The sequence below is a fragment of the Micromonospora sp. NPDC048999 genome (assembly GCF_040649295.1).
GTDB lineage: Bacteria > Actinomycetota > Actinomycetes > Mycobacteriales > Micromonosporaceae > Micromonospora.
Map to the genome: position 1 here is coordinate 1 of NZ_JBEZFI010000008.1, position 22,135 is coordinate 22,135.

Annotated in this window: 21 protein-coding genes; 6 read left to right on the forward strand and 15 right to left on the reverse strand. The window is 71.1% G+C overall.

All coding sequences use genetic code 11. From position 1 onward, the window contains the following. Positions 1-269 precede the first annotated feature (269 nt). Positions 270-779: a hypothetical protein gene (locus tag AB0C02_RS12510; protein WP_357546693.1), complete on the forward strand. Its 510-nt coding sequence runs from the start codon at positions 270-272 to the stop codon at positions 777-779. A gap of 186 nt (positions 780-965) precedes the next feature. Beyond that, positions 966-1,520 (forward strand): class F sortase, encoded by a 555-nt coding sequence (locus AB0C02_RS12515; protein WP_357546698.1) that lies wholly within the window; start codon positions 966-968, stop codon positions 1,518-1,520. Positions 1,521-1,536: 16 nt separating this feature from the next. On the opposite strand, the gene AB0C02_RS12520 is transcribed toward AB0C02_RS12515, so the two are convergent. From AB0C02_RS12520 to AB0C02_RS12535, 4 genes are all read right to left on the reverse strand, one after another. Next, positions 1,537-2,535 carry an aminoglycoside phosphotransferase family protein gene (locus AB0C02_RS12520; RefSeq protein ID WP_357546702.1) on the reverse strand — a complete coding sequence of 333 codons (999 nt, stop codon included), beginning with the start codon at positions 2,533-2,535 and terminating at the stop codon, positions 1,537-1,539. 179 nt (positions 2,536-2,714) lie between these two features. Then, positions 2,715-3,224: a hypothetical protein gene (locus tag AB0C02_RS12525; protein ID WP_357546707.1), complete on the reverse strand. Its 510-nt coding sequence runs from the start codon at positions 3,222-3,224 to the stop codon at positions 2,715-2,717. Between the two features lie 115 nt (positions 3,225-3,339). After that, positions 3,340-5,151: a glycoside hydrolase family 15 protein gene (locus tag AB0C02_RS12530; protein WP_357546712.1), complete on the reverse strand. Its 1,812-nt coding sequence runs from the start codon at positions 5,149-5,151 to the stop codon at positions 3,340-3,342. A gap of 93 nt (positions 5,152-5,244) precedes the next feature. Next, the gene (locus tag AB0C02_RS12535) at positions 5,245-5,721 is read right to left on the reverse strand and encodes a hypothetical protein (protein ID WP_357546716.1); all 477 of its coding nucleotides are present in this window, start codon (positions 5,719-5,721) and stop codon (positions 5,245-5,247) included. 288 nt (positions 5,722-6,009) lie between these two features. Between AB0C02_RS12535 and AB0C02_RS12540 the strand changes: the two genes are divergently transcribed. Further along, a complete protein-coding gene (locus AB0C02_RS12540; protein ID WP_357546721.1) occupies positions 6,010-6,438 on the forward strand; it encodes a YchJ family protein in 429 nt (142 codons plus the stop codon). On the opposite strand, the gene AB0C02_RS12545 is transcribed toward AB0C02_RS12540, so the two are convergent. From AB0C02_RS12545 to AB0C02_RS12580, 8 genes are all read right to left on the reverse strand, one after another. After that, positions 6,414-6,980, reverse strand: a complete 567-nt coding sequence (locus AB0C02_RS12545; RefSeq protein ID WP_357546733.1) for a gluconokinase — start codon at positions 6,978-6,980, stop codon at positions 6,414-6,416. The two genes, AB0C02_RS12540 and AB0C02_RS12545, sit on opposite strands and share 25 nt — an antisense overlap. Continuing rightward, on the reverse strand, positions 6,970-8,199 hold the full coding sequence (gene manD / locus AB0C02_RS12550; protein WP_357546749.1) for a D-mannonate dehydratase ManD: 1,230 nt from the start codon (positions 8,197-8,199) through the stop codon (positions 6,970-6,972). Before manD ends, AB0C02_RS12545 begins: the two co-directional genes overlap by 11 nt. A gap of 26 nt (positions 8,200-8,225) precedes the next feature. Beyond that, positions 8,226-9,242 carry a sugar kinase gene (locus AB0C02_RS12555; RefSeq protein ID WP_357546761.1) on the reverse strand — a complete coding sequence of 339 codons (1,017 nt, stop codon included), beginning with the start codon at positions 9,240-9,242 and terminating at the stop codon, positions 8,226-8,228. Next, positions 9,239-9,862 (reverse strand): bifunctional 4-hydroxy-2-oxoglutarate aldolase/2-dehydro-3-deoxy-phosphogluconate aldolase, encoded by a 624-nt coding sequence (locus AB0C02_RS12560; RefSeq protein ID WP_357546763.1) that lies wholly within the window; start codon positions 9,860-9,862, stop codon positions 9,239-9,241. Before AB0C02_RS12560 ends, AB0C02_RS12555 begins: the two co-directional genes overlap by 4 nt. Positions 9,863-9,866: 4 nt before the next feature. Continuing rightward, the gene (dgoD, locus tag AB0C02_RS12565) at positions 9,867-11,015 is read right to left on the reverse strand and encodes a galactonate dehydratase (protein WP_357546767.1); all 1,149 of its coding nucleotides are present in this window, start codon (positions 11,013-11,015) and stop codon (positions 9,867-9,869) included. A 5-nt stretch (positions 11,016-11,020) separates the two neighbouring features. After that, positions 11,021-11,836: a carbohydrate ABC transporter permease gene (locus AB0C02_RS12570; protein WP_357546774.1), complete on the reverse strand. Its 816-nt coding sequence runs from the start codon at positions 11,834-11,836 to the stop codon at positions 11,021-11,023. Next, positions 11,833-12,783 (reverse strand): sugar ABC transporter permease, encoded by a 951-nt coding sequence (locus AB0C02_RS12575; protein WP_357546786.1) that lies wholly within the window; start codon positions 12,781-12,783, stop codon positions 11,833-11,835. Before AB0C02_RS12575 ends, AB0C02_RS12570 begins: the two co-directional genes overlap by 4 nt. Before the next feature lie 79 nt (positions 12,784-12,862). Then, positions 12,863-14,152 (reverse strand): sugar ABC transporter substrate-binding protein, encoded by a 1,290-nt coding sequence (locus AB0C02_RS12580; protein WP_357546804.1) that lies wholly within the window; start codon positions 14,150-14,152, stop codon positions 12,863-12,865. 138 nt (positions 14,153-14,290) lie between these two features. On the opposite strand from AB0C02_RS12580, the gene AB0C02_RS12585 reads away from it, so the two are divergent. The 3 genes from AB0C02_RS12585 to AB0C02_RS12595 all read left to right on the forward strand — a co-directional run bounded on the left by AB0C02_RS12585 (position 14,291) and on the right by AB0C02_RS12595 (position 19,034). After that, positions 14,291-15,046, forward strand: a complete 756-nt coding sequence (locus AB0C02_RS12585) for an FCD domain-containing protein (protein WP_357546815.1) — start codon at positions 14,291-14,293, stop codon at positions 15,044-15,046. A 121-nt stretch (positions 15,047-15,167) separates the two neighbouring features. Next, positions 15,168-18,017: an endonuclease/exonuclease/phosphatase family protein gene (locus AB0C02_RS12590; RefSeq protein ID WP_357546829.1), complete on the forward strand. Its 2,850-nt coding sequence runs from the start codon at positions 15,168-15,170 to the stop codon at positions 18,015-18,017. Between the two features lie 138 nt (positions 18,018-18,155). Then, complete coding sequence (locus AB0C02_RS12595; RefSeq protein ID WP_357546836.1) at positions 18,156-19,034, forward strand: GNAT family N-acetyltransferase; 879 nt, start codon at positions 18,156-18,158, stop codon at positions 19,032-19,034. Between the two features lie 52 nt (positions 19,035-19,086). On the opposite strand, the gene AB0C02_RS12600 is transcribed toward AB0C02_RS12595, so the two are convergent. From AB0C02_RS12600 to AB0C02_RS12610, 3 genes are all read right to left on the reverse strand, one after another. Beyond that, complete coding sequence (locus tag AB0C02_RS12600; protein ID WP_357546840.1) at positions 19,087-19,476, reverse strand: DUF2267 domain-containing protein; 390 nt, start codon at positions 19,474-19,476, stop codon at positions 19,087-19,089. A 118-nt stretch (positions 19,477-19,594) separates the two neighbouring features. After that, a complete protein-coding gene (locus tag AB0C02_RS12605) occupies positions 19,595-20,167 on the reverse strand; it encodes a GNAT family N-acetyltransferase (RefSeq protein ID WP_357546851.1) in 573 nt (190 codons plus the stop codon). A gap of 59 nt (positions 20,168-20,226) precedes the next feature. Continuing rightward, complete coding sequence (locus AB0C02_RS12610) at positions 20,227-22,086, reverse strand: transketolase (protein ID WP_357547735.1); 1,860 nt, start codon at positions 22,084-22,086, stop codon at positions 20,227-20,229. Between the last annotated feature and the right edge of the window lie 49 nt (positions 22,087-22,135).

Consider the following 22,135-nt stretch of genomic DNA (forward strand, 5'->3'; position numbering starts at 1 on the left):
CCACCGCCACAGCCTGACCGCCGCGACGCCGCCCGGCCGACAGGCCGAACGGCGTGTCATCCAACACCGCGAACGTTCGTGGTCACGGCACTAGCCCGCCTCCGTCGCCTCCAGCGAGGAAGACACGGGACGGCAACGAAGATTTCTCATTTACGCCGAGTGACCGTCGCAACCCTCCTAGTGTTGGCCACACCGGTGCTAGTCACGGAGTTGGCCACCCCGAACGACGTCCCACGCAGTCAGCGGACGAAAAGTGAGGGAAGACGCGGATGAAGGCACAGAGAAGTTTCGGATCTGCGGCGGTCGGCGTGGGTCTCGGCGCACTTTTGCTCCCGGCCGCCGCGCTCGCGGACACCACGGTCTCACCCGCCACCACCCCGGTCGGCGGGACGGTCGTACTCACCACGACGGAGTGCAACCCGGCGAACGGTGACGCGCTCTTCCACGTCACCGGGCCCGACCGGGACGAGAACATCCGATCCACCACGGCCGCGGCCGGGGGCGGGCTGAGCGCCGAACTCTTCACCGCCGGGTTCACCCTCGGCACGTACAGCGTCAACACCACCTGCGGTGACGGCAGCAACGGCGGCTCGGCCACCTTCACCGTCACGCCGATCGGCGCCACCCCGGTCGGCGGCGCCCCAGCGGGCGGCGGCGGCAAGGACGGCGACACCGGGGTGCTCGTCACCGGCGGCGTGCTGGCCGCCGCTGCGGTCGCCGGCGGGACGTACGTGCTGGTGCGCCGTCGACGGCGCGGGGCCACCACCACCGCCGCCTGACGGCCTCGCCACACCATCCCTGAGCAAGGGTGCCCGCGCCGGGCGACATCCGGCGCGGGCACCGCTCCAACGTCGGACGGAGGTGGGAACCTGTCGCCGAAGAGCAGCCCCACGGAAGGGCCGTCGAAGGCTCGGACCGCCGCCATCGTCGCCGCGGTCACGATCGCCGGAGCCACCGGCACCGGCATGGTCGCCGCCGGTCTCGGCACCACAGCCCTCCGACCACCGCAGCCGGACGCCTCCGTCGCCCCGACCGCCGAACGCTCCGGTCCGCCCGGGCCGGTGCTCCCCCGCTCCGAACCGGTCCGCGTGGCCATCCCCCGCATCGGCGTCGACGCCCCGATCGTCCCGGTCGCCACGGACGACGATGGCGAGTTGGAGGTGCCGCCGCTGGAGCAGCCGGAGATCGCCGGCTGGTACCGGCAGGGCCCCGCCCCCGGTGAGGCCGGCAACGCCGTGCTGGTGGGGCATGTGGACTCGCAGAACGGGCCGGCGGTCTTCTTCGACCTCGGCCGGCTACGCCCCGGCGACACGGTACGGGTCACCCGGGCCGACGGCCGGCTCGCCACGTTCATCGTGGACGGTGTCGGGGCGTACCCGAAGGACCGTTTCCCCTCCGACCGGGTGTACGGCGGCGGCGCGGACGCCCGGCTGCGCCTGATCACCTGCGGCGGCCGCTTCAACCCGCGCACCGGGAGCTACCCGGACAACATCGTCGTCTTCGCCACCGCCACCCGCTGACGCGCACCTGGGCCGCTCACGGTTTGTCGAGGTCGGACAGCTCCTCGTCGAGCAGCTCGGGGAGGCGGGTCACCCGCCACGGCTCGGACTCGGCGGTGATCCCCCGGCTCGGCATCTCCACGGTCATCAGCAGGTAGAGGTAGAGCCGGTAAAGGCCCAACCGGCGGCGTACGTCGGCGTCGAACGGAAACGGCGAGATCGCCTGGTACGCCCGCACCACCGGATGCTCCGGTTCGTCCTCGGTGCGCCGGAACAGCAGCGGCGAGACCAGGTCCATCAGCGGGTCGCCCCAGAGGTAGCGCTCGCCGTCGACCAGGCCGCTGAGCCGGGGCGTGCCGTCCGGGCCGTCCGTCGCGAGCACGTTGCCCGCCCAGCAGTCGAAGTGCAGCAGCGCCGGGCGGCGTACCGCGTCGAGGACGTGGGCGTGCCGGTCGACCAGTTCGCGAATCCGGCCCGCCGGCGCCGGCAGCGGCACCCGCCAGTCCGCCGCGTCGGCGAGCATGTCGTCCACCATGGCCAGATACGCGCCCCGCCAGGTGTCGGCGCTGGCTCGCCCGCCGTCGTAGCCGTAGCGGTCGCCGGTGATGCCGTGCAGGGTGGCGAGCGCGACGCCGAACTCGGCCTCGACCACGGCGGTGTCGACGCCGGCCTCGGTCAGGTCCCACAGGGTCCGGCCGGCCAGCAGGCCGGTGAGCAGCCAGTCGCCCAGCACCGGATCGCTGCCGTGGTGCAGCAGCGGTGGGGCCGGGACGGCGGGTGCCCGCTCGGCGACCAGCCGCAGGTAGCGCGCCTCGGCGCCGATCATGTCGCGTTCGTAGCGCAGCAGCGGCACGGACGGCGGCGGTCCCACTTTCAGCACCACGGCCTGTCCGTCGTCCAGGGTGACCCACCAGACGGCGGCGAACCCGCCGCCGGTCAACGGGCCGCACTCGACGACCCGGGGCGCGGGACCGAGGGACGCCGCCACGTAGCGACGGATCTGGTCGGGGTCGAGGCGGCGTTGGGTGGGGCTCATCCGGCGCGCCCCGCTGGACCGGCGGCTTGCCTTATCGACAGCTTCATATCGCGCTTCAGATTAGTGGCCCCACGGGCTGCGCAACATCCCGGAACGAGGCGGCGAGGACACCACGCGTGGTGTTTGACCATCGGCTCGGCGGGAAGACACGCGCGCCGCGTGGGCCGGTCGGCCCGACGTCACCGGACGGTGTGACCGCCCGGGCCGCGGCGCAGCAGCGAGGGAGGAGCGATGGCCCAGGCGGCCACCAGACCCAGCAGCGCTCGGAAGGCCACCGGGGCGCGGAAGGCCCCGATGCCGAACAAGGCGGCGGCGAAGAAGGTCGCGACCGCCACCAAGCGGGCGACGGGGGCGACCGCGGCCAAGACGCCGGGTGGCAAGCCCACCCCGACGACCGCCCGGGCCGCGAAGAAGAAGGACACCGCGGCCACCACCGCCACGCCCACCCGACGGCCGACCGCCAAGGCGACCGCCGCGAAGAAGGCGACGCCCGCGAAGAAGGCCCCGGCCACCAAGGCGGCGGCGAAGAAGGCACCCGCCACGCGGGCCGCCGCGAAGAAGACGACCGTCAGGACGGGCACGGCCCGCAAGGTCACGGCGAAGAAGGTCGCGGCCACCGCTCGGGCCCGCCGGGTCGCCGAGACCCGGACGCCGGCGAAGAAGGCGACCACCATGGAGTCGTTCGGCAACCGGCGGACGGCCCGGACGAGCGCCCGCTGAGACCGGGTCGCCCGGGTCGGGCAACGCGGCCGACCATGCCCCATTCGTCGGCGCTCACCGTGGACTTCGGGCCTGTCCCGGCAGTCAGGCGGATCCAGAACCCGTCGCGGGTGCGTCTCGAATCGCGAGTGCGGCCTGGACGAGAGAGGCATGGGTCAGCGTCTGGGGGTAGTTGCCGAGGTGGGCGCCGGTCGCGGGATCCAGCTCTTCGGCGTAGAGGCCGAGCGGGCTGGCGTGGGCGAGCATGGTCTGGAACAGTTCGACCGCCTCGACGCGGCGTCCGGTGCGGGCGAGGGCTTGAACCAGCCAGAACGAGCAGGGCAGGAACGCGCCTTCGGTGCCGGGGAATCCGTCACGCCCCGGCGGGTAGCGGTAGAGGAGCGGACCGCCGGCGGAGAGCCGGTCCCGAATGGCGTCGATGGTGCCGTGCACCCGGGGCGAGTCGACGCTCTCCAGGTCCAGCAGCGGCAGGACGAGCAGGGCCGCGTCGAGGTCTTCCGAGCCGTAGCTTCGGACGTAGCTGCCCGCCGTCGGGTCGAAGCCGTGCATCCGGACCTCGGCGGCAATCGCATCTCGTGTTTCCCGCCAGCGTCGACGTTGACGCTCGCGCAACGGGTGAGTCTCGGCGATGCGCAGGGCTCGGTCCAGGGCGAGCCAACCCATGAGTTTCGAATGGACGTGTTGGGCGGGTGCCCGGACCTCCCAGATGCCCGCGTCGGGCTCCTGCCAGCAACGAGCGACCAGGTCGGCGAAGCCGCGCACCGCCCGCCACGTCTCGCTGTAAAGGCGCTGCCCGGCCTGCGCGAACGCCCAGGCGGCGTCGATCACCCAGCCGTAGCCGTCGAGCTGGTGTTGGCGTGCGGCACCGTTGCCGAGTCGTACCGGGACACTGCCGAGATAGCCGGGCCAGCCGGACAGTTCTCGTTCCGCCGGCACGTGCCGGCCGTGCAGGGTGAGCAGTGCCGGCAGGCGTGGCCGCTGCAGCCGGCTGGCGTGCAACAGCCACGCGAGGAAACCGTGTGCCTCGTCGGGCTTGCCGACACTGAGGAAGGCGCTGACGCTGATGCTGGCGTCACGGGGCCAGACGTAGCGGTAGTCCCAGTTCCGTATCCCGCCGGGATCCTCGGGCAAGGACGTGGTGGGTGCGGCCACCGGGGCTTGCGCGGGCGAGTAGGTCAACAGTCGCAGGGTGAGCAGGCTTCGTGCGACGTGTTCCCGGAAAGGCAGCGATTCGTCGATTTCGGCGGTCCAGGCCCGCCATCGGTTCTCGTCCTCGAGGAGCAGTTCCCAGGCTGCGGCCGGCTCGACGTGGATCAAGGGTTCGCGGTTGGCCACGGCCAGCACGAGGGTGACGGGACGGCCTGGCCTGATCGTGATCGACGTAGGTCGACCCGGTTCGATGGTGAGCCCGGGCGCGCTGTCCAGAGACACCGCGAGCGACCCCCATGCACAGACCAGCGCCTGGCGTCGCTGCTGGACTCGGGGCCGGCGGTGCCGTACACCGAGGCGGGGGTCGAACTCGACGACGGCGTCGACCGTTGCCTCCTCGGCCGACAGGCGCCGCACGATCATCGTCGTGGGCAGCAGGCGGCCGCTGATCTCGGCCACCATGCCCTCGGTGAGGGTGAGGCGGCCGCTGCCGACCGCCCAGGTCGTCTCCAGTGTGGCGGTGTGCTGCCGGTAGCGTCGTTCGACGACCGCGGCCGGCCGGGCCGGGCCGACCCGGAACGTTCCCGCGTCCGGGCCCCCGAGCAGCCGGCCGAACAGGGGCTGACCGTCGAAGCGCGGCACGCAGAGCCAGTCGAGTCGGCCGTCACTGGCGACGAGGGCGGCGGTGCGAGTGTCGCCCAGTAGGCCGTAGTCGCTGATCGGCACCGAGGACGGAGGCCACGTCACGGCGGACCACCAGTCATGGAGATCGCTTCCTGACGAGGCGCGCGGGTGCTGGTGAGCGCAGCCCCACCGGCGGGGACAATTTCGGGGTGCGAGTCAGTCGGCCTTGAGGAGCACTCCGAGGACCACGCCGAAGATGATGTGGACGGCAACCGTGACCACGGGAGTCTGGAGGCCGTAGTTGATGCCGAGCAGGCCGGGTGGCTCCAGCACGGCCGTGCTGGCCGGGCCGGCCCGCGGCGAGGCCATGCGCGGGTGGAAACCCGGAGCCAGCGGCAGGAGCACCGTCAGCGCGATCCCGACATGGAGCAGCCCGAGCAGTGCGCCGATCCACCAGGTGGCGCGGCCCAGCAGGGCGAACGTGGCCGCGTAGCCGAGGGCGAAGCCCTGGCCGGCGCCGAGGTGGAGGAAGAACCCGACGGCCCGGGCCCGGTCGGGATCCTCGGTGACGAGGGTCCCGAGTACCAGGGGAAAGTCGAGGCGAGTCAGCCCGGCCAGTTGTGCGCTGATCAGCGCTGCGGTGAGCGCCGTAGTGGCGACGACCCCGAACAATGCCCATCCGGCCCAGTCCATTTCAGCAGTGGTCGACGCCGCGGACGTGTCGCACAACAGACCGGGTGTGAGCCCCCGAGCAGCGGCTGCCCGCCGTCGGCACGCGCCACGGCGACGTCCTCTCAGTCATCGGCCCATCCCTCGGCTGGACAACGTGAAGGTCCTACCCGGCTTTTCACCATAAGCCACCTGAACTGCGCCGCCGGCCCGGTCACCGGAAGCAACCGGCCAGGTCGTCGTCAGCGCACGGCTCGCTGGCCGAACTGCCTGAGGCACCCGGCGGGCCTGGGCGGTCATCGCTGCGGCAGGATGACCGTCGTGGCGAGACGTGGCGCCGGCCGGGGTGCGGCCGAACGGGCGAGCGGAGCCTGTCCCTGCGGGACGGGCCTGCCGTACGCAGACTGCTGCGGCCCGATCCACCGGGGTGCGTCGGCCGCGCCGACCGCCGAGGCGCTCATGCGCTCGCGGTTCAGCGCCTTCGCTCTCGACGAGGCCGACTACCTGCTGCGCAGTTGGCACTCCTCGACCCGGCCGGCCCGGCTGCGGCCGGACCCGGGGTTGCGGTGGCTGCGGCTGGAGGTCCTCGGCAGCGACCGGGGCGGCCTCTTCGACACGGCGGGCACGGTGCGCTTCCGCGCCCACTACCGCGAGGCCGGCCGCCCCGGCGCGCTGGAGGAGCAGAGCCGTTTCGTCCGGGAGGACGGCCGCTGGGTCTACCTGGACGCCATGCCCGACTGATCGCCGGCGACCGGCTCGCGCAGCGGCAGGCCGAGCCGGTCGACCGCCGCCGCGACGAGGTCGTCCGGTGACGCCGCCACCTGCAGCACCACCCCGGACTCGTCCGGGTCGAGGTGCTCCAGGGTCGCCTGCTGGGAGTCGAACAGGCTCGCCGGCATGTAGTGCCCGACCCGCCGGCCCAACCGCTCCCGGATCAGCTCCGCCGACCCGTCCAGGTGCAGGAACTCCACCTCGGGCGGCCCCTCCCGCAGCACGTCCCGGTAGGCGCGCCGCAGCGCCGAGCAGGCCAGAATGGTGGAGACCCCCTCGGCGTGCCGGGCGGTCATCCAGGTGGCCAGCGCACGCAGCCAGGGCCACCGGTCGGTGTCGTTCAGCGGGATGCCGGCGCGCATCTGGGCCACGTGGGCCTCGGTGTGAAACTCGTCCGCCTCGGCGAACCGCAGGCCGGTCAGCTCGCTGATCCCCCGAGCCACCGTCGTCTTGCCCGCCCCGGACACGCCCATCACCACGATGTGGCGGGTGGGGCGCCGCTCACCAGTCATGGACGGTGCCGTCCTGGAGCCGGTTGAACGGCAGGTACGCGCGCTGGTACGGGAACCGGGCGGCGGCCTCCTCGTCGAGTTCCACGCCGAGGCCGGGCTGCTCCCCCGGGTGCAGGTAGCCGTCGGTGAAGTTGAACGACTGGCGGAACACCTCGTTGGTGAGCGGGCCGTGCTGCATGTACTCCTGGATGCCGAAGTTGTGGATGGCCAGGTCCAGGTGCAGCGCGGCGGCCATGCCGACCGGCGAGATGTCGGTGGGGCCGTGGATGCCGGACTTGATCTGGTACTGGGCGGCGAAGTCGAGCAGCTTGCGCATGGCGGTGATGCCGCCGGTGTGCGTCACGGCGGAACGCACGTAGTCGATCAGCTGCTCGCGGATCAGGGTCTGGTAGTCCCAGACGGTGTTGAAGATCTCGCCGATGGCCAGCGGGGTGGTGGTGTGCTGACGGACCAGCCGCAGCGCCTCCTGGTTCTCCGCTGGGGTGCAGTCCTCCAGCCAGAACAGGTCGTACGGCTCCAGGGCCTTGCCGAGCTTCGCCGCCTGGATGGGGGTCATCCGGTGGTGTCCGTCGTGCAGCAGCGGCAGCTCGGGGCCGAACTCGTTGCGTACCGCCTCGAAGACGCCGGGCAGGTGACGCAGGTAGGCGCGGGTGTCCCAGTCTTCCTCGATGGGCAGCGGGGTGCGCTGCGCCGGCTCGTAGTCGTAGCGCTTGCCGTCGGCGCTGGGCTGTGCGGCCACGCCGTAGACGGCGTTGATGCCGGGCACCGAGGTCTGCACCCGGATGGACCGGAAGCCCAGGTCCAGGTGCCGGCGGATCGAGTCGAACAGCTCCGGCAGGTCCCGCCCGGAGGCGTGCCCGTAGGCCATGATCCCGGTCCGGGAGGCGCCGCCGAGGAGCTGGTAGAGCGGCATGCCGGCGGCCTTGGCCTTGATGTCCCAGAGCGCGACGTCCACGGCGGCGATGGCGGCCATGGTGACCGGGCCGCGCCGCCAGTACGCCGACCGGTAGAGGAACTGCCAGGTGTCCTCGATGCGGTGCGGGTCCCGCCCGATCAGCAGGGGCACGACGTGGTCGGCCAGGTAGGACGCGACGGAGAGTTCGCGGCCGTTGAGGGTGCCGTCTCCCAGCCCGGTCAGCCCCTCATCTGTGGTGATCTTGAGGGTGACGAAGTTGCGGTCGGGGCTGGAGACGATGACGTCCGCTGCGACGATCTTCACGCGGGGTGCCTTTCTCAGGGGGTGGGTCAGCGAATGGTGTCGCCGAGTTGCCGGAAGTCCAGGAGCGACAACTCGTCGCGGCGCGGCAGGGCCTCCCAGTCGCCGTACCCGGCGACGGCGAAGGCGCCGAGGGTGACCGCGCGGCGCAGCCGCCCGGCCAGGTCGAGCCCGTCCAGATGGCCGGAGAGGTAGCCGGCGGTGAAGGCGTCCCCCGCGCCGACGGTGTCGACCGCCGTCACGGGCAGCGCCGCCGCCTCCAGCCGGCCGTCCCGGGTGTACGCGCGGGCGCCGTCGCCGCCGAGCTTCACCAGCACGGTCGACACGCCCCGGTCCAGCAGCCCGGCCACCACGGTCTGCTCGTCGGCACCGGGTACGCCGACCAGGTCCAGCTCATCGGCGGAGGCCACGACGACGGAGGCGTGACCCGCGAGCGGGGTGAGCACGGCCCGGGCGGCGTCCCGGCTCCAGAGCTTCGTCCGGTGGTTGACGTCGAGGCAGACCAGCGTCCCGGCTCGGGCGGCGGTCTCCGCCGCCCACGTGGTGGCCTCCCGGGCGCTGTCGGACAGCGCCGGGGTGATCCCGGTCAGGTGCAGCACCCGCGCCCCGGCCGCCAGGGCGGAACGCAGGTCGTCGACGCAGAGTGCGGACCCGGCCGAGCCGGCCCGCTGATAGATGACCCGGGTCAGGTCGGCGGTCCGCCGCTCCAGGAACATCAGCCCGGCCGAGCGTTCCGGGTCACGGGTCACGTGCCCGACCTGCACGCTCTCGGCGCGCAACTGCCGCACCAGGAACCCGCCCAGCTCGTCATCGCTGACCCGGCCGGCGAAGGCCGCGCGGTGGCCGAGCCGGGACACGCCGATGGCCACGTTGCACTCCGCCCCGGCCAGGTGCGGGGTGAGCGGGCCGCCAGCGGACAGCGGCCCGCTCGAGCGCAGCGAGACCAGGGCCTCGCCGAAGGTGAGCAGGTCGACGTCGGTCGCGACGCGGGGACCCGGTAGGCGCGGGCCCGGTTCGCGCAGGGCGTCGCGGTCGGTGGCGGTCATGACACGGCGGCCAGGTAGGCGCGGGCCCGCTGACGCAGGGCGTCGAGGTCGCCGCCGGAGGCCGCGTCGCCGACCAGAGGGCCGCCCACGCCGACGGCGATCGCCCCGGCGGCGAAGTACCCGGGCAGGTCGGCCAGGCCCACCCCGCCGACCGCGACGAACGGGATGTCCGGGAACGGGTCACGCACCGCCTTCAGGTACGCCGGTCCCACCGCCGAGATCGGGAACAGCTTGATCGCCGACGCCCCCATCCGCATCGCGGTGTACGCCTCGGTCGGGGTGAACGCTCCGGCGGCAACGGGAAGGCCGCGCCGCGCCGCCTCGGGGATCGACTCGACCACGGCCGGCGTCACCACGAACTGCGCGCCCGCGGCGGCCACGTCGGCGACGTCGGCGGCGGTGAGCACGGTCCCGGCGCCGACCAGGGACCCGGCGGGCGCGGCCGCGCGCAGCGCCTCGACGGCTGAGGCGGCGTTCGGCGTGGTGAGGGCCACCTCGACGATGCGTACGCCCTCTTCGAGCAGGGCGGTGCCGGCGGCGATCGCACCGGCGGTGTCGGTGCCGCGAATGACCGCGAGGATCCGCGCGGCGGCGAGTTCGGAGGTGAGGTTGACGGTCATAGGATCACCATTCCGCGTAGGAGCCGTCGCGGTGCCGCCAGATGGGGCTGCGCCAGGCGTGCCCGCGCTTGTCCGCCACCCGCACCGCGTTCTCGTCGATCTCGATGCCGAGGCCGGGCCCGGTGAGCCGCTCGACGTAGCCGTCCACGAAGGTCAGCGGCTCCTTGTCGAGGCAGTAGTCGAGCACCTCGGCGCCGAGGTTGTAGTGGATGCCGATGCTCTGCTCCTGGATCAGGTAGTTCGGCGTGGCAAAGCCGACCTGTAGGCAGGCCGCCAGGGCGATCGGGCCGAGCGGGCAGTGTGGGGCGAGTTGCACGTCGTACACCTCGGCCAGCGCGGCGATTTTGCGGACCTCGGTGATGCCCCCGGCGTGCGAGAGGTCCGGCTGGGCGACTGCGATGCCGGCCTGCAGCACCGGCAGGAACTCCTGCCGGCTGTAGAGCCGTTCCCCGGTGGACACCGGCGTGGTGGTGGAGCGGACCAGCTCGCCGATGAGGTGCGAGTTCTCCGGAACCACCGGCTCCTCGAGGAAGAACGGCCGGTAGGGCTCGAGCAGCGGGGCGACCCGGCGGGCGGTGGCGAGGTTGAACCGGCCGTGGAAGTCGACCGCGACGTCCCGCTGGTCGCCGAGCACCTCACGGGCCGCGGCCACCCGCTGGACCACCCCGTCGAGTTCGGCCACCGAGGCCACCGGGCTCATCCGGCCCGAGGCGTTCATCTTCACCGCGGTCAGGCCCGACTCGACGGCGGCGCTGATCTGGTCTCGGACCTCGCTGGGGTCGTCGCCGCCGACCCAGCCGTACACCCGGATCCGGTCCCGGACGGGGCCGCCGAGCAGCTGGTGGACGGGGGCGCCGTAGTGCTTGCCGGCGATGTCCCACAGGGCCTGGTCGAGGCCGGAGACGGCGCTGGCCAGGATGGGCCCGCCGCGGTAGAACGACCCCTTGGTCATGACCTGCCAGTGGTCCTCGATGCGCAGCGCGTCCCGGCCGATCAGCAGTTCGCTGAGCTGCTCGACGGCGGTGCGGACGGTCTCGGACCGGCCCTCGCAGGTTGCCTCGCCCCAGCCGACGATTCCGTCGGCGGTCTCGACGCGGACGAAGAGCCAGCGGGGGGCGACGAGGAAGGTTTCGATACGCGCGATGGTGGTCATGCTGCTCAGCCCTTCGTCGCACCGGCGGTGAGGCCGGACACGATGTACTTCTGCACGAACAGGGCGATCACCATGATCGGCAGGGTGACCACGGTGGCCGCGGCCATCAGGCCGCCCCAGTCGATGCTGGCGTAGCCGACGAAGTCGAAGATCGCCACGGGCAGGGTCTTGGTGTCCGCGCCGGAGAGCACCAGCGCGAACATGAAGTTGTTCCAGGAGAAGATGAAGGACAGGATCCCGGCGGTCGCGACGCCCGGCACGGACAGCGGCAGCGTGATCCGGCGGAACGCGCCGAGGTGGGTCAGCCCGTCGACCAGCGCCGCCTCTTCCAGGTCCTCCGGCAGGCTGTCGAAGAAGCCCATCATGATGTAGACGATCAGCGGCAGCGACACGAACATGTGGCTGAGGATCAGCACGGTGTAGCCGCCGACCAGGTGCAGGTTCGAGAAGACGTAGTACCAGGGCACCAGGAGCGAGACACCGGGGATGACCCGGGCCATGAGCACGACGAGCGCGGACTTCTTCATGTTGAAGCGGCTCATCGAGTATGCGGCGGGCACCCCGAGGACGAGGGAGAGCACCGTGGCGGCGAACGCCACCCAGAGGCTGTTGCCGATGAACTGGACGTAGTTCGCCTGCTGGAGCACGGTGTGGTAGTTGCCCAGCGTGGGCGAGAAGGCGAACGCCTTGTCGGTGTCGTAGATGTCGACGTTCGTCTTGAACGAGGCGGCGACCATCCACAGCAGCGGCGCGATCAGCGAGATCACCACGACGGCCAGCGCCACCGCCCGGAACACCTTGAACGGCCGGCGCGGGTTCATCGCCCCATTCCCTTCTTGCGGTAGGTCAGAGCCCACATCACCCCGATGATGATCAGGAAGAAGATGATGAGGACCGTCGATGAGATGCCGTACTCGTTGTAGTCGAAGCTCAGGCCGTATGCGTAGACGTTGAGGGTTTCCACCTCGTGGAACGACCCGCCGCCGCGACCCTTGGTGGCGTAGAGGATGTCGAAGGTCTTGAGCGCGTCGATGCCGCGCAGCAGGATCGCGACGATCACGGTGGGCATCAACAGCGGCAGGGTGACGTGCCGGAAGCGCTGCCAGGTGCTGGCGCCGTCGATGAGCGCGGCTTCCTGGGGCTCGTCGGAGAGCGACGTCAGACCGGCGAGCAGAATCAGCACCACCATCGGCGTCCACTGCCAGATGTCGATGAACATCGTGGTCGGCAGGGCCGAGTTCTGGCCGGCCAGCCAGGGCTGGGGACCGATTCCGAACCAGCCGAGCAGCTGGTTTGCCATGCCGATGTTGGGATCGAAGATCAGCCGCCACATCATGCCGACCGCGACCGGGGTGGCCACCAGCGGCAGGAGGATGGCTACTCGGACCCACTTCTCACCGCGGAACGGCCGCCACAGCAGCAGGGCGATCGCCATGCCGAGGGCTACCTCGACGAGGAGCACGACGCCGGTGAACAGGACGGTTCGCCACGCCGCCGGCCAGAACCGGTCGGTGTCGGCGAGCACGTCGAGGTAGTTCTGGAAGCCGATGAAGTTGCTCTCGGCGCGTACCGAACCCTCGGCGTCGGTCAGGCTGAGGTATCCGGTCCACGCCACCGGGAAGATGATCAGCACGGCGACGAACGCCATGGCGGGTGCCGCGAGGAGCCACTTGCGATGCGCGTTGGCCCAGCGCGACCAGGCCGGATCCGCCGCGGGTGCCGGGCGGTCGTCGGGCGATCTGGTGACGGGTGTGGTGACGGCTGACATGGGGTCTCCGGTGGTGCTCAGGGCCAGGATCCCGGCGCGGGGTGGCGGGGCCGGTCGGCCCTGCCACCCCGCGGTCGGGCTACTTCGCCTCGTCGTCGAGGAACTTCTGGAACGCCTCGTTCGCCGCGTCCGCCGAGGCGCCCGCGTTCTTGCCGGTGATCGCGTCGACGATCGGCTGGCCGACGATCTCGCGCGCCTGGGCAACCTTCACGACCAGCGGACGGTCATGGCCGATGCCGTTGGCCGTGCTGACCTTGGTGGCCTCGGCGAGGTCCGCCGGGTAGGTCGCGGCGCCCTCCGGGTTGGCCCAGACCGAGGCCCGGGCGCCGGGGACGCCGGCCTTCTGCTGCTCCAGCGCCTGCTCCTTGCCGGCCGCCCACTCGATGAACTTCCAGGCGTTGTCCTTGTTCTTCGACCCGTCGTTGACGCCGAGCGCCCAGGACGGGATGTTGTACGGCTTCGAGCCGGCCGGGCCGGCCGGGAAGGCCGCGAAACCGACGGTGTCGGAGACCTTCGACTTGGTCGGGTCGGTGGCGTTCTTGTAGAGCGAGTTGGCCTCGGTGTAGAAGGCCGCCTTGCCCTGGGTGAAGATCGCCATCGCCTCGGACCAGCTCATGTCGGTGCTGATGTTCTTCGGACCGTGCTCCCGCAACAGCCCGCCGTAGTAGGCGTACGCCTGCTTGGCCTGCTCGGTGTTGACCGAGGCCTTCCCGTCGGCGTCCACGAAGTCGCCGCCGAAGCTGTACAGGAAGCTGGAGAACTGCGTGACGGCGGCCGCCTTGCCGGTGCGGGACACGAAGCCCGCGATGCCGGGGTTGTCGGCCGCGACCTTCGCCGCCTGAATCTTGAGCTCGTCAAGCGTCTGGGGTGGAGCGGTGAAGCCGGACTTCTCCAGCAGGTCCTTGCGGTAGTAGAGGACCTCCTGCTCGGTGATGATCGGCACGCCGACGACCTTGTCGTTGTACGTGGTGGCCTGCACCGGGCCGGCCTGGAAGTCGCTGAAGTCGAAGGCGCTGTCCGACTTGGTCCGCTCGGTCAGGTCGGCGAGGTACTTGTTCTTGGCGAACAGCTTCCCCTCCTGCAGCGGCCGGTACATCATCACGTCGAGGTCGCTGGACCCGGCGTTCAGCTTGACGTTGTACTGGTCCGAGAGCTGGTCCTCACCGAGCTGGGTGACCTCGACCTTCAGGCCGGTCTGCTTCTCGAACTCCGGCAGGGCCTTCTTGATGTTCTCCGTCCACACGTGATTCACCAGCGTCACGCGCAGGGTCTTCGACCCGCTGCCGCCGTCTCCCCCGCTGCCGCAGGCGGACAGGCCCATGGCGGCAACCACGGCCAGAGACGTACCGATTACTGCTCGACGTCGCACGTCATCTCTCCTTCACACGTGGGGTCGCCGTCCAGGGGGAAGAGCGCCACACCGTTGTAACGTCTGCTTTACGACGGGATGTTAGGCCGAAAAAGCTGACTTATTCAAGGGGTAGATCCAACTGATATGATCCGTGGCGTGGAACCGTACTCCAACGGGGGCATCGCCACCCAGCACGCCCCGGCCGAAGCCGGGCTGCACGCACGTGTCCTCGAGTACCTCGGCACCGCCATCTGCGGCGGCGAGTTCGCCCCCGGCGCGGTCCTCAACATCGACGAGCTGGTCGAGCGGTACGAGGTGTCCCGCTCGGTGGTCCGCGAGGTGCTGCGAGTCCTGGCGTCCATCGGGTTCATCGAGACCCGCCGACGGGTCGGGGTGACGATCCGACCGGCACACGACTGGAACGTCTTCGACCCGCAGGTGATCCGCTGGCGGCTCGCCTCGGACAGCCGCATCGCCCAACTCCGGTCGATCACCGAGCTGCGCACCGCCATCGAGCCGCACGCCGCCCTGCTGGCCGCCCACCGCGCCGGCCACGACGAGGCGAGCGATCTCGTCGGGCTCGCGGCGAAGATGTGGGCCGCCGGCCAGGCCGGCGACGAGGAGCGGTTCCTGCGCCTCGACATCGAGTTCCATCGGCGGGTGCTGCTCGCCTCCGGCAACGAGATGTTCGTCCGGTTGCAGGATCTGGTCGCGGAGGTGCTCACCGGCCGGCACAAGCACCACCTCATGCCCCACCACCCGCACGAGCAGGCGTTGCAGCTGCACGCCGAGGTCGCCCAGGCGATCCAGCGACACGACGGCGAGCGCGCCCGGGAGGCGATGGTCCAGCTCATGGAGCAGGCCTTCGACGAGATGAAGTCGCTCTGGGAACAGACCGCCGAGCCCCGGTGAGCTGACAGATCCGGGCAAGCTGCACAGCTCGAACAGTTCACGCAAACCTGCCACTGAATTTGGCGCTGCCTCTTCCACCGGTTCACCTCGCTTATCGATGATGCGTGCGCAGGTCACAGGCATGATCATCTTCGAGGCAGAGGTAAGAAAAGTGATCAATCGATGGACGAGGCGAGCCGCCTACGGCGCGACGGCCGCCGCCGTCGTCGCCTCAGGGCTCGCCGCGGCGTCCCCGGTGGCGGCCGCACCAGTATCGCCTGACGCAGTCATCTACGAGGTCTACGGCGGCGGCGGCAACGCGAACACCACCCTCAAGAACGACTTCATCACGTTGGGCAACCGCAGCGCGGCGCCGGTCGACGTGACCGGCTGGAGCGTGCAGTACCTGCCGGCCTCCCCGAGCGGGTCAACCCAGTGGCAGAGCACCCCGCTGACCGGAGAGATCCCGGCGAACGGCCGCTACCTGATCGAAGAAGGCAGCGGCGGTAGCGGCACCGACAACCTGCCCGTTCCGGACGCCCAAGGGATCATCAACCTGTCGGCGACCGCCGGCACGGTCGCCCTGGTCAACACGACAGACCGCCTGACCTGCAAGACCGCCGCCGACTGCGAGGCCGACACCCGGATCCGGGACCTGATCGGTTTCGGCACCGCGGTGGTCCGCAAGGGCAGCCCGGCGCCGGCGCCGAGCAACACCACCTCGGTACGCCGGGACCCGGTCCTGACCGACACCGGCGACAACGGCGCCGACTTCCGGGTCGGGCCGACGACGCCGATCAACTCTCAGGGCGAGACGGCTGGCGATCCCGGTAACGCCGGTATCCCCACCGAGCCAGGTGACCTGCGTATCCACGACGTGCACGGGGTCACCCGGATCTCGCCGTACCACAACAAGCGGGTGGCCGGCCTGCCCGGCGTCGTGACCGGCGTGCGCTTCTTCGGCACGGCTCGCGGCTTCTGGTTCCAGGACCCGAACCCGGACAACGACCCGCGCACCAGCGAGGGCCTGTTCGTCTTCACCGGCTCGAAGACCCCGGCCGGGGTGGCGATCGGCGACGAGGTGCTGGTCTCCGGCAAGCTCGTCGAGTCCCGCCTCGGCGGATCTTCGACCGACAACCTGACGATCGCCCAGCTTGAGGACTCGATCTGGACCGTGCTGTCGTCCGGCAATGCGCTGCCGGCCGCCGAGCCGCTGACCGCCACCACGATCCCGGACACCTTCGCGTCCACCGCCGGCACGAACATCGAGGCGGATGAGCTGCAGCCCGACAAGTACGCCCTGGACTTCTGGGCGTCCCGGGAGAGCATGCGGGTACGCATGACGGACACCCGGGTGGTCGGGCCGACGGACGCATACAACGCACTGTGGGTGACCACCAAGCCCGAGCAGAACCGCACCGCCCGGGGCGGCACCAACTACAAGTCGTACACGGACAGCAACACCGGCCGGGTCAAGATCGAGTCGCTGATCCCGTTCGGCGAGCGTCCGTTCCCGATGGCCAACGTCGGCGACGAGCTTCGGGGCGTGACGGAAGGGCCGGTCACCTACTCGCAGTTCGGCGGGTACGTGGTCGAGGCCACCACGCTGGGCGCGCACATCAAGAACAACCTGCAGCGGGTCGTGGCCCGCGACGCCCGGGACTGGGAGCTCTCCACCGCCACGTACAACGTCCAGAACCTGGCGCCCGCCGACCCGCAGGCCAAGTACGACCGGCTGGCCCAGGGCATCACCACGAACCTGAAGAGCCCCGACATCATCGCGGTCGAGGAGATCCAGGACAACAGTGGCGCCGCCGACGACGGCACCGTCGACCCCACCCAGACGCTGACCAAGCTCACCGACGCGATCGCCGCTGCCGGCGGGCCGCGCTACGAATGGCGCCAGATCAACCCGGTGAACAACCTTGACGGTGGCCAGCCGGGCGGCAACATCCGACAGGTGTTCCTGTTCAACCCGCAGCGGGTTTCCTTCGTCGACGTTCCCGGCGGCACCTCGACCACTCCGGTCGACGTACACGCTGGCTCGAACGGTCGGGCCGCGTTGACCGCCTCGCCGGGGCGGATCGAGCCGGTGGACGAAGCCTGGACCTCCAGCCGCAAGCCGCTGGTCGGACAGTTCCGCTTCCACGACCGGGACGTCTTCGTGATCGCCAACCACTTCAACTCCAAGGGCGGCGACCAGCCGACCCACGGCAGGATCCAGCCGCCCGCACGGTCGTCCGAGATCCAGCGGCACAAGCAGGCGACACTGGTCAAGGGCTTCATCGACAAGCTGGTGTCGGTCGACCCGCAGGCCAACCTGGTCGTGCTCGGTGACATGAACGACTTCCAGTACTCCCAGACCCTGGACATCCTCACCGGGGACGGCAAGCTCTACAACCCGATGCTGGCGCTGCCCGAGAACGAGCGGTACACGTACGTCTACGACGGCAACTCGCAGACGCTGGACCAGACTCTGGTCGGCGGCACGCTCCGGCAGCGGGTCGACTACCAGATCATCCACCTCAACGCCGAGTTCGCCGACCCGGCCAGCGACCACGACCCGCAGGTCACCCGGTTCCTGCCACGCACCGGCGACGCCAAGGTCGACGGCATCGAGGACGCCGTCTACTACGGCATCGGCCAAGCAGCAGGGATCCGGATCACCAACCTGACGACCGACACCACGCCGCAGGGCGCCCCGAGCGCCAAGGCCTGGCGCGCGACCGCCCAGGTAACCGTCACCGACCTGAAGGGCGCCCCGGTCGGCAACGTGCTGGTGAGTGCGCAGTGGATTTCCAGCAAGAACAGCCCGCAGGGCAGCTGCGTGACCGGGCCGGACGGGCGCTGCACCCTGCAGCAGGTCTTCCAGGGCATTGACAGCGCCACGCTGCGGATTACCGACGCCCGCCATGCGGTGCCCCCGTCCCTGCCGTACTACGCCCAGTACAGCGTGCCCACCCAGGTCACGCTGCACCAACCGAACGGCTGATCGTGGTGGGGGCTGGCCGGATCGCCGATCCGGCCAGCCCCCACGCCCGGGTACTGACGAACCCGATAATGCGACGGGATCGGCACTGCGGAACTGGTCCAACGGTGCCGCGATCAGACCGGCAAGATGGGGTAAATAATGACGAGTCGCACATCCGGACGGGGCCTGACGGTTCGGGGCGCCGCCCTCGGTGATCTCGAGGCCATCGCCCGCGTCGCCGAGGCGGCGGGTCAGCGGGGCGAATGGACCGGCGCCGACCCCGCGTACGTGGGACACCTGCTACGGCACGGGCGGGTCGCCGTCGCGAGCCACGAGGACCGGGTCATCGGATTCGGGGCGACCAGGGACATCGCCGGCCGGGGCGGCGTGACATCGATGCTGTGCGACCTGTTCGTCGACCCGGCACAGCACGGTCACGGCTGCGGCCGGGCGCTGCTCGCCGAGCTGTGGCCCGAGCCGGTTGCGCAACGGATGACGTTCAGCAGCCGGCACCCGCACGCGTTGCCGCTGTACACGAGCGTCGGTCTGGACGCCTGGTGGCCACTGTTGTACCTGGCCGGCGACCCCAGTGCCGTGCGGTCGCCGGCCGGTTGGACCGTGGCGCCGTCGTCGCCGGAGGCGGTCAGCAGGTTCGAGGCCGACTGGACCGGCGTCGACCGCGGCGCCGACCACGACGCCTGGACACGCCGACCGAACGGGACGGCACTGGTCGCGGCCCTCGACGGCCGGCCGCTGGCGGCCGGCACCGCGGCGGGCGCGGGCGACGACTTCGGCCTGGTGCACCTGGCTCCGGCTCCGCGTCTGTCGGACACCCAGGCCGGCGACAGCGTACTGGCGGTCCTCGCCGCGCTCGAAAGCATGGACGGCCACGTGCGGGTGTGCCTGCCGGCGCCGCACCCCGCCGTCCGTCCGCTGCTGGCGGCGGGTTGGCGGGCGACCGACCTGGACCTGTTCATGGCGACCCGGGCCGACCTGCTGGACGCGCGCCGCTGCGTACCCTCGCCCGCGCTCGCCTGAGGGCGGGCCCACCGGCGGGAATGCCACCGCCCAGGACAATCCGCCGGGCCGGTCAGGGCCTGCGGGGCACCGGCTGGGCCATGGTCCGGATCTCCGCCGGCAGTTGCGACAGCGCCTGCTCGAACTGCTGGTGCCCGACCACCGGGTCCAGGGTCTGCAGGACCGCCGACACGCCCCGCTCGGCGACGTCCCGGGCCACCCCCGCCCGCTCCGCCACCCGCCGCAGGAACTCGTCGTACCCGAACGCCTCTGGCTCCTCGGGGCGGGCTCGAGCCAGCAGCGGGCGCAGCTCGTGGGCCACGTGGTCGGCCAGGTCCGCAGCCTCGCCGCCGCTGATCCGCTCCGCGAGGGTACGCAACGTGGCCTCGGTCAGGGACCGCGCCGTCTCCGACTGGACGCTCGCCCGTGCCGCCACCTTCTCGAAGAACTCCAGGTCAGCCATGTTCGTCCTCCCGTCCCGGCGACAGCGTGGCTACCCGCGACCGACGACCACAAACGATCGCGGTACGGGCATCCGGGGCAAAGAGCCGGAAACCGGCGTGGCCCGTCCGGATGGAAGGTCAGACCCGCGCGGTCGCGGCCCGGGACCGCCACTCGCGGGCCAGGATGGCGAAGACGAGCTGGTCAGCCCACTCTCCCCGAAACAGGTAGCTCTCCACATGGCGGGCCTCCTGGCGCATGCCGAGGCGGGTCATCAGGCGGGCGGACGCGTCGTTGCGGCCGTGGCACCGCGCGTAGATCCGGTGCAGCCCGAACCCGTCGAACCCCCAGTCCAGCAGCGCGGCGGCGGCCTCCGTTGCCAGCCCGCGGCCCCCGTGGTCGGGGTGGAAGACGTACCCGAGCTCAGCCGCGCGGTCGAGCCGGCTGCGCCAGACCAACTCCACGGTCCCGATCACCCCGTCGTCGGTGACCACGGCCAGCGTCAGGCAGTCGCCCTCCGCGCGCAGCGCATCATCGCTCGCCATGGCGAGCACCGACGCCCGCGACTGCTCGCGGGTACGCGGCCCGGCGCCGCGCATCCAGCGGGCGACGTCGGGTCGGCGCTGATACGCGTACACGTCGTCAAGGTCGTCCAGCGTGACCGGGCGCAAGGTGAGTCGCGCGGTGTGGATCGGGTACGCCGGCTGGGACATCCGGCGATCGTAGGGGAACCGGTTGCTGGACCGCCGCTTGTTTCCCGGCGACCGGGTCCTCAGCAGAGGGCGCGGGCCGCCGCGACGATGGCGTGCACCCCGATGCCCGCCTGGTCCATGAGCTGGGCCGACGTGCCGGAGGTGGGCAGCCCGCGTACCGCGAGGTGGTTGACCCGCACCGGCTCGGCGACGTCGGCCAGCGACTCGAGTACGGCCGAGCCGAGCCCGCCCTCCGGGTAGTGGTCCTCGACCACCACCAGCCGGCCGCCCGTGTCCCGCACGGCGTCGAGCAGCCGCTGCCGGTCCAGGGGCTTGACCGAGTAGAGGTCAATGACCCGGGCGGTGATCCCCTCGCGCGCCAGTTCGTCGGCGGCGGCGAGGCAGTTGTGCACGGTCACCCCCGCGCCGATCAGCGCCACGTCGTCGTTCTTGCCGGAGCGGAGCAGCTTGCTGCCGCCGATCGGGAACTCGTCGCCGTTGTCGTAGAGCACCGGGTACTTGCCGCGGGTGGTGCGCAGGTAGACGATGCCCTTGCGGTCGGCCATCTGGACCACCAGGGCGGCGCAGGACACCGCGTCGCTTGGATAGAGGACCGTCGACCCCTGTACGGCGCGCAGGGCGGAAAGGTCCTCCAGCCCCATCTGCGAGGGGCCGTCCGCCCCGATCTCCACCCCGGCGTGCGAGCCGGACAGGGCGAGGTCCGCCCGGGAGATCGCGGCCATCCGAATGAAGTCGTACGCACGGGAGAGGAACGCCGCGAAGGTCGCGGCGAAGGGCCGGTAACCGCGCACCTGCAACCCGACAGCGGCCGCGACCAACTGCTGCTCGGAAATGAACATCTCGAAGAACCGGTCCGGGTACGCCTCGCCGAACTTGTCGGCGCGGGTGGAGTCACTGACCTCGCCGTCCAGCGCGACCACGTCCGGCCGCGAGCCCAGCGCGCGCAGCGCGTCGCCGTACGCGTTACGGGTGGCGACCTGCGCCCCCTTCTCGTACTGCGGCAGCTCGGGCGGCTGCGCGGCGGGGGCTTTGGCGGGCGGGACGGGCTCGGGCTTTGGCCCGCTGACCCGGATCTGCCGGACGCCGCCGAGCGCCTGCACGGCCCGCTCGGCCATGTCGGGTTTCAGCGGCTTGCCGTGCCAGCCCGGCTGGTTCTCGACCTCGGGCACCCCCTTCCCCTTGATCGTGCGGGCGAGCACCACGGTCGGGCCCGTCGCCTGCCGGGCCTGGTCGAACGCCTCGTCGATCGCCACCAGGTCGTGGCCGTCGATGACGATCGGGTGACAGCCGAACGCCTCGACCCGCCGCCGGTAGGTGTCCAGGTCCCACTCCAGCTCGGTCGGCCCGCGCTGCCCCAGCCGGTTCACGTCGACGATCGCGGTGAGGTTGCGCAGCCCGTAGTGGCCGGCCTTGTCCAGGGCCTCCCAGATCGAGCCCTCGGCCATCTCGCTGTCGCCGCACAGCGCCCAGACGTGGAACGGCAGGCGGTCCAGGTACTGCCCGGCGAGCGCGATCCCGACCCCGACGGGCAGCCCCTGGCCGAGCGAGCCGGTGGCGACGTCGACCCAGGGCAACGCCGGGGTGGGGTGCCCCTGCAGGCGCGAGTCGAGCTGCCGGTAGGTGTCCATCAGCTCCTGTTCGCTGATCGCACCGACCGCCCGCAGGATCGCGTACAGCAGCGGCGAGGCATGGCCCTTGGAGAAGATCAGATGGTCGTTGGCCGGGGTGGGCGGGTTCACCCAGTCATAGCGCAGGTGCCGGGCGATCAGCACCGCCATCAGGTCGGCGGCGGACAAGCTCGAGGTCGGGTGCCCGGACCCGGCCTTCGTGCTGCAGCGGATCGCGTCCACCCGTAACTGGGCGGCGAGTTCACCCAGCTGGGTGACCTCCTCGCCGCGCAGGGTGCGTTCTGCTTCCATGGTCACCGGTATCGCCTCCGTCCCGGCCCCGCGTCCTGCCAACCGCCTC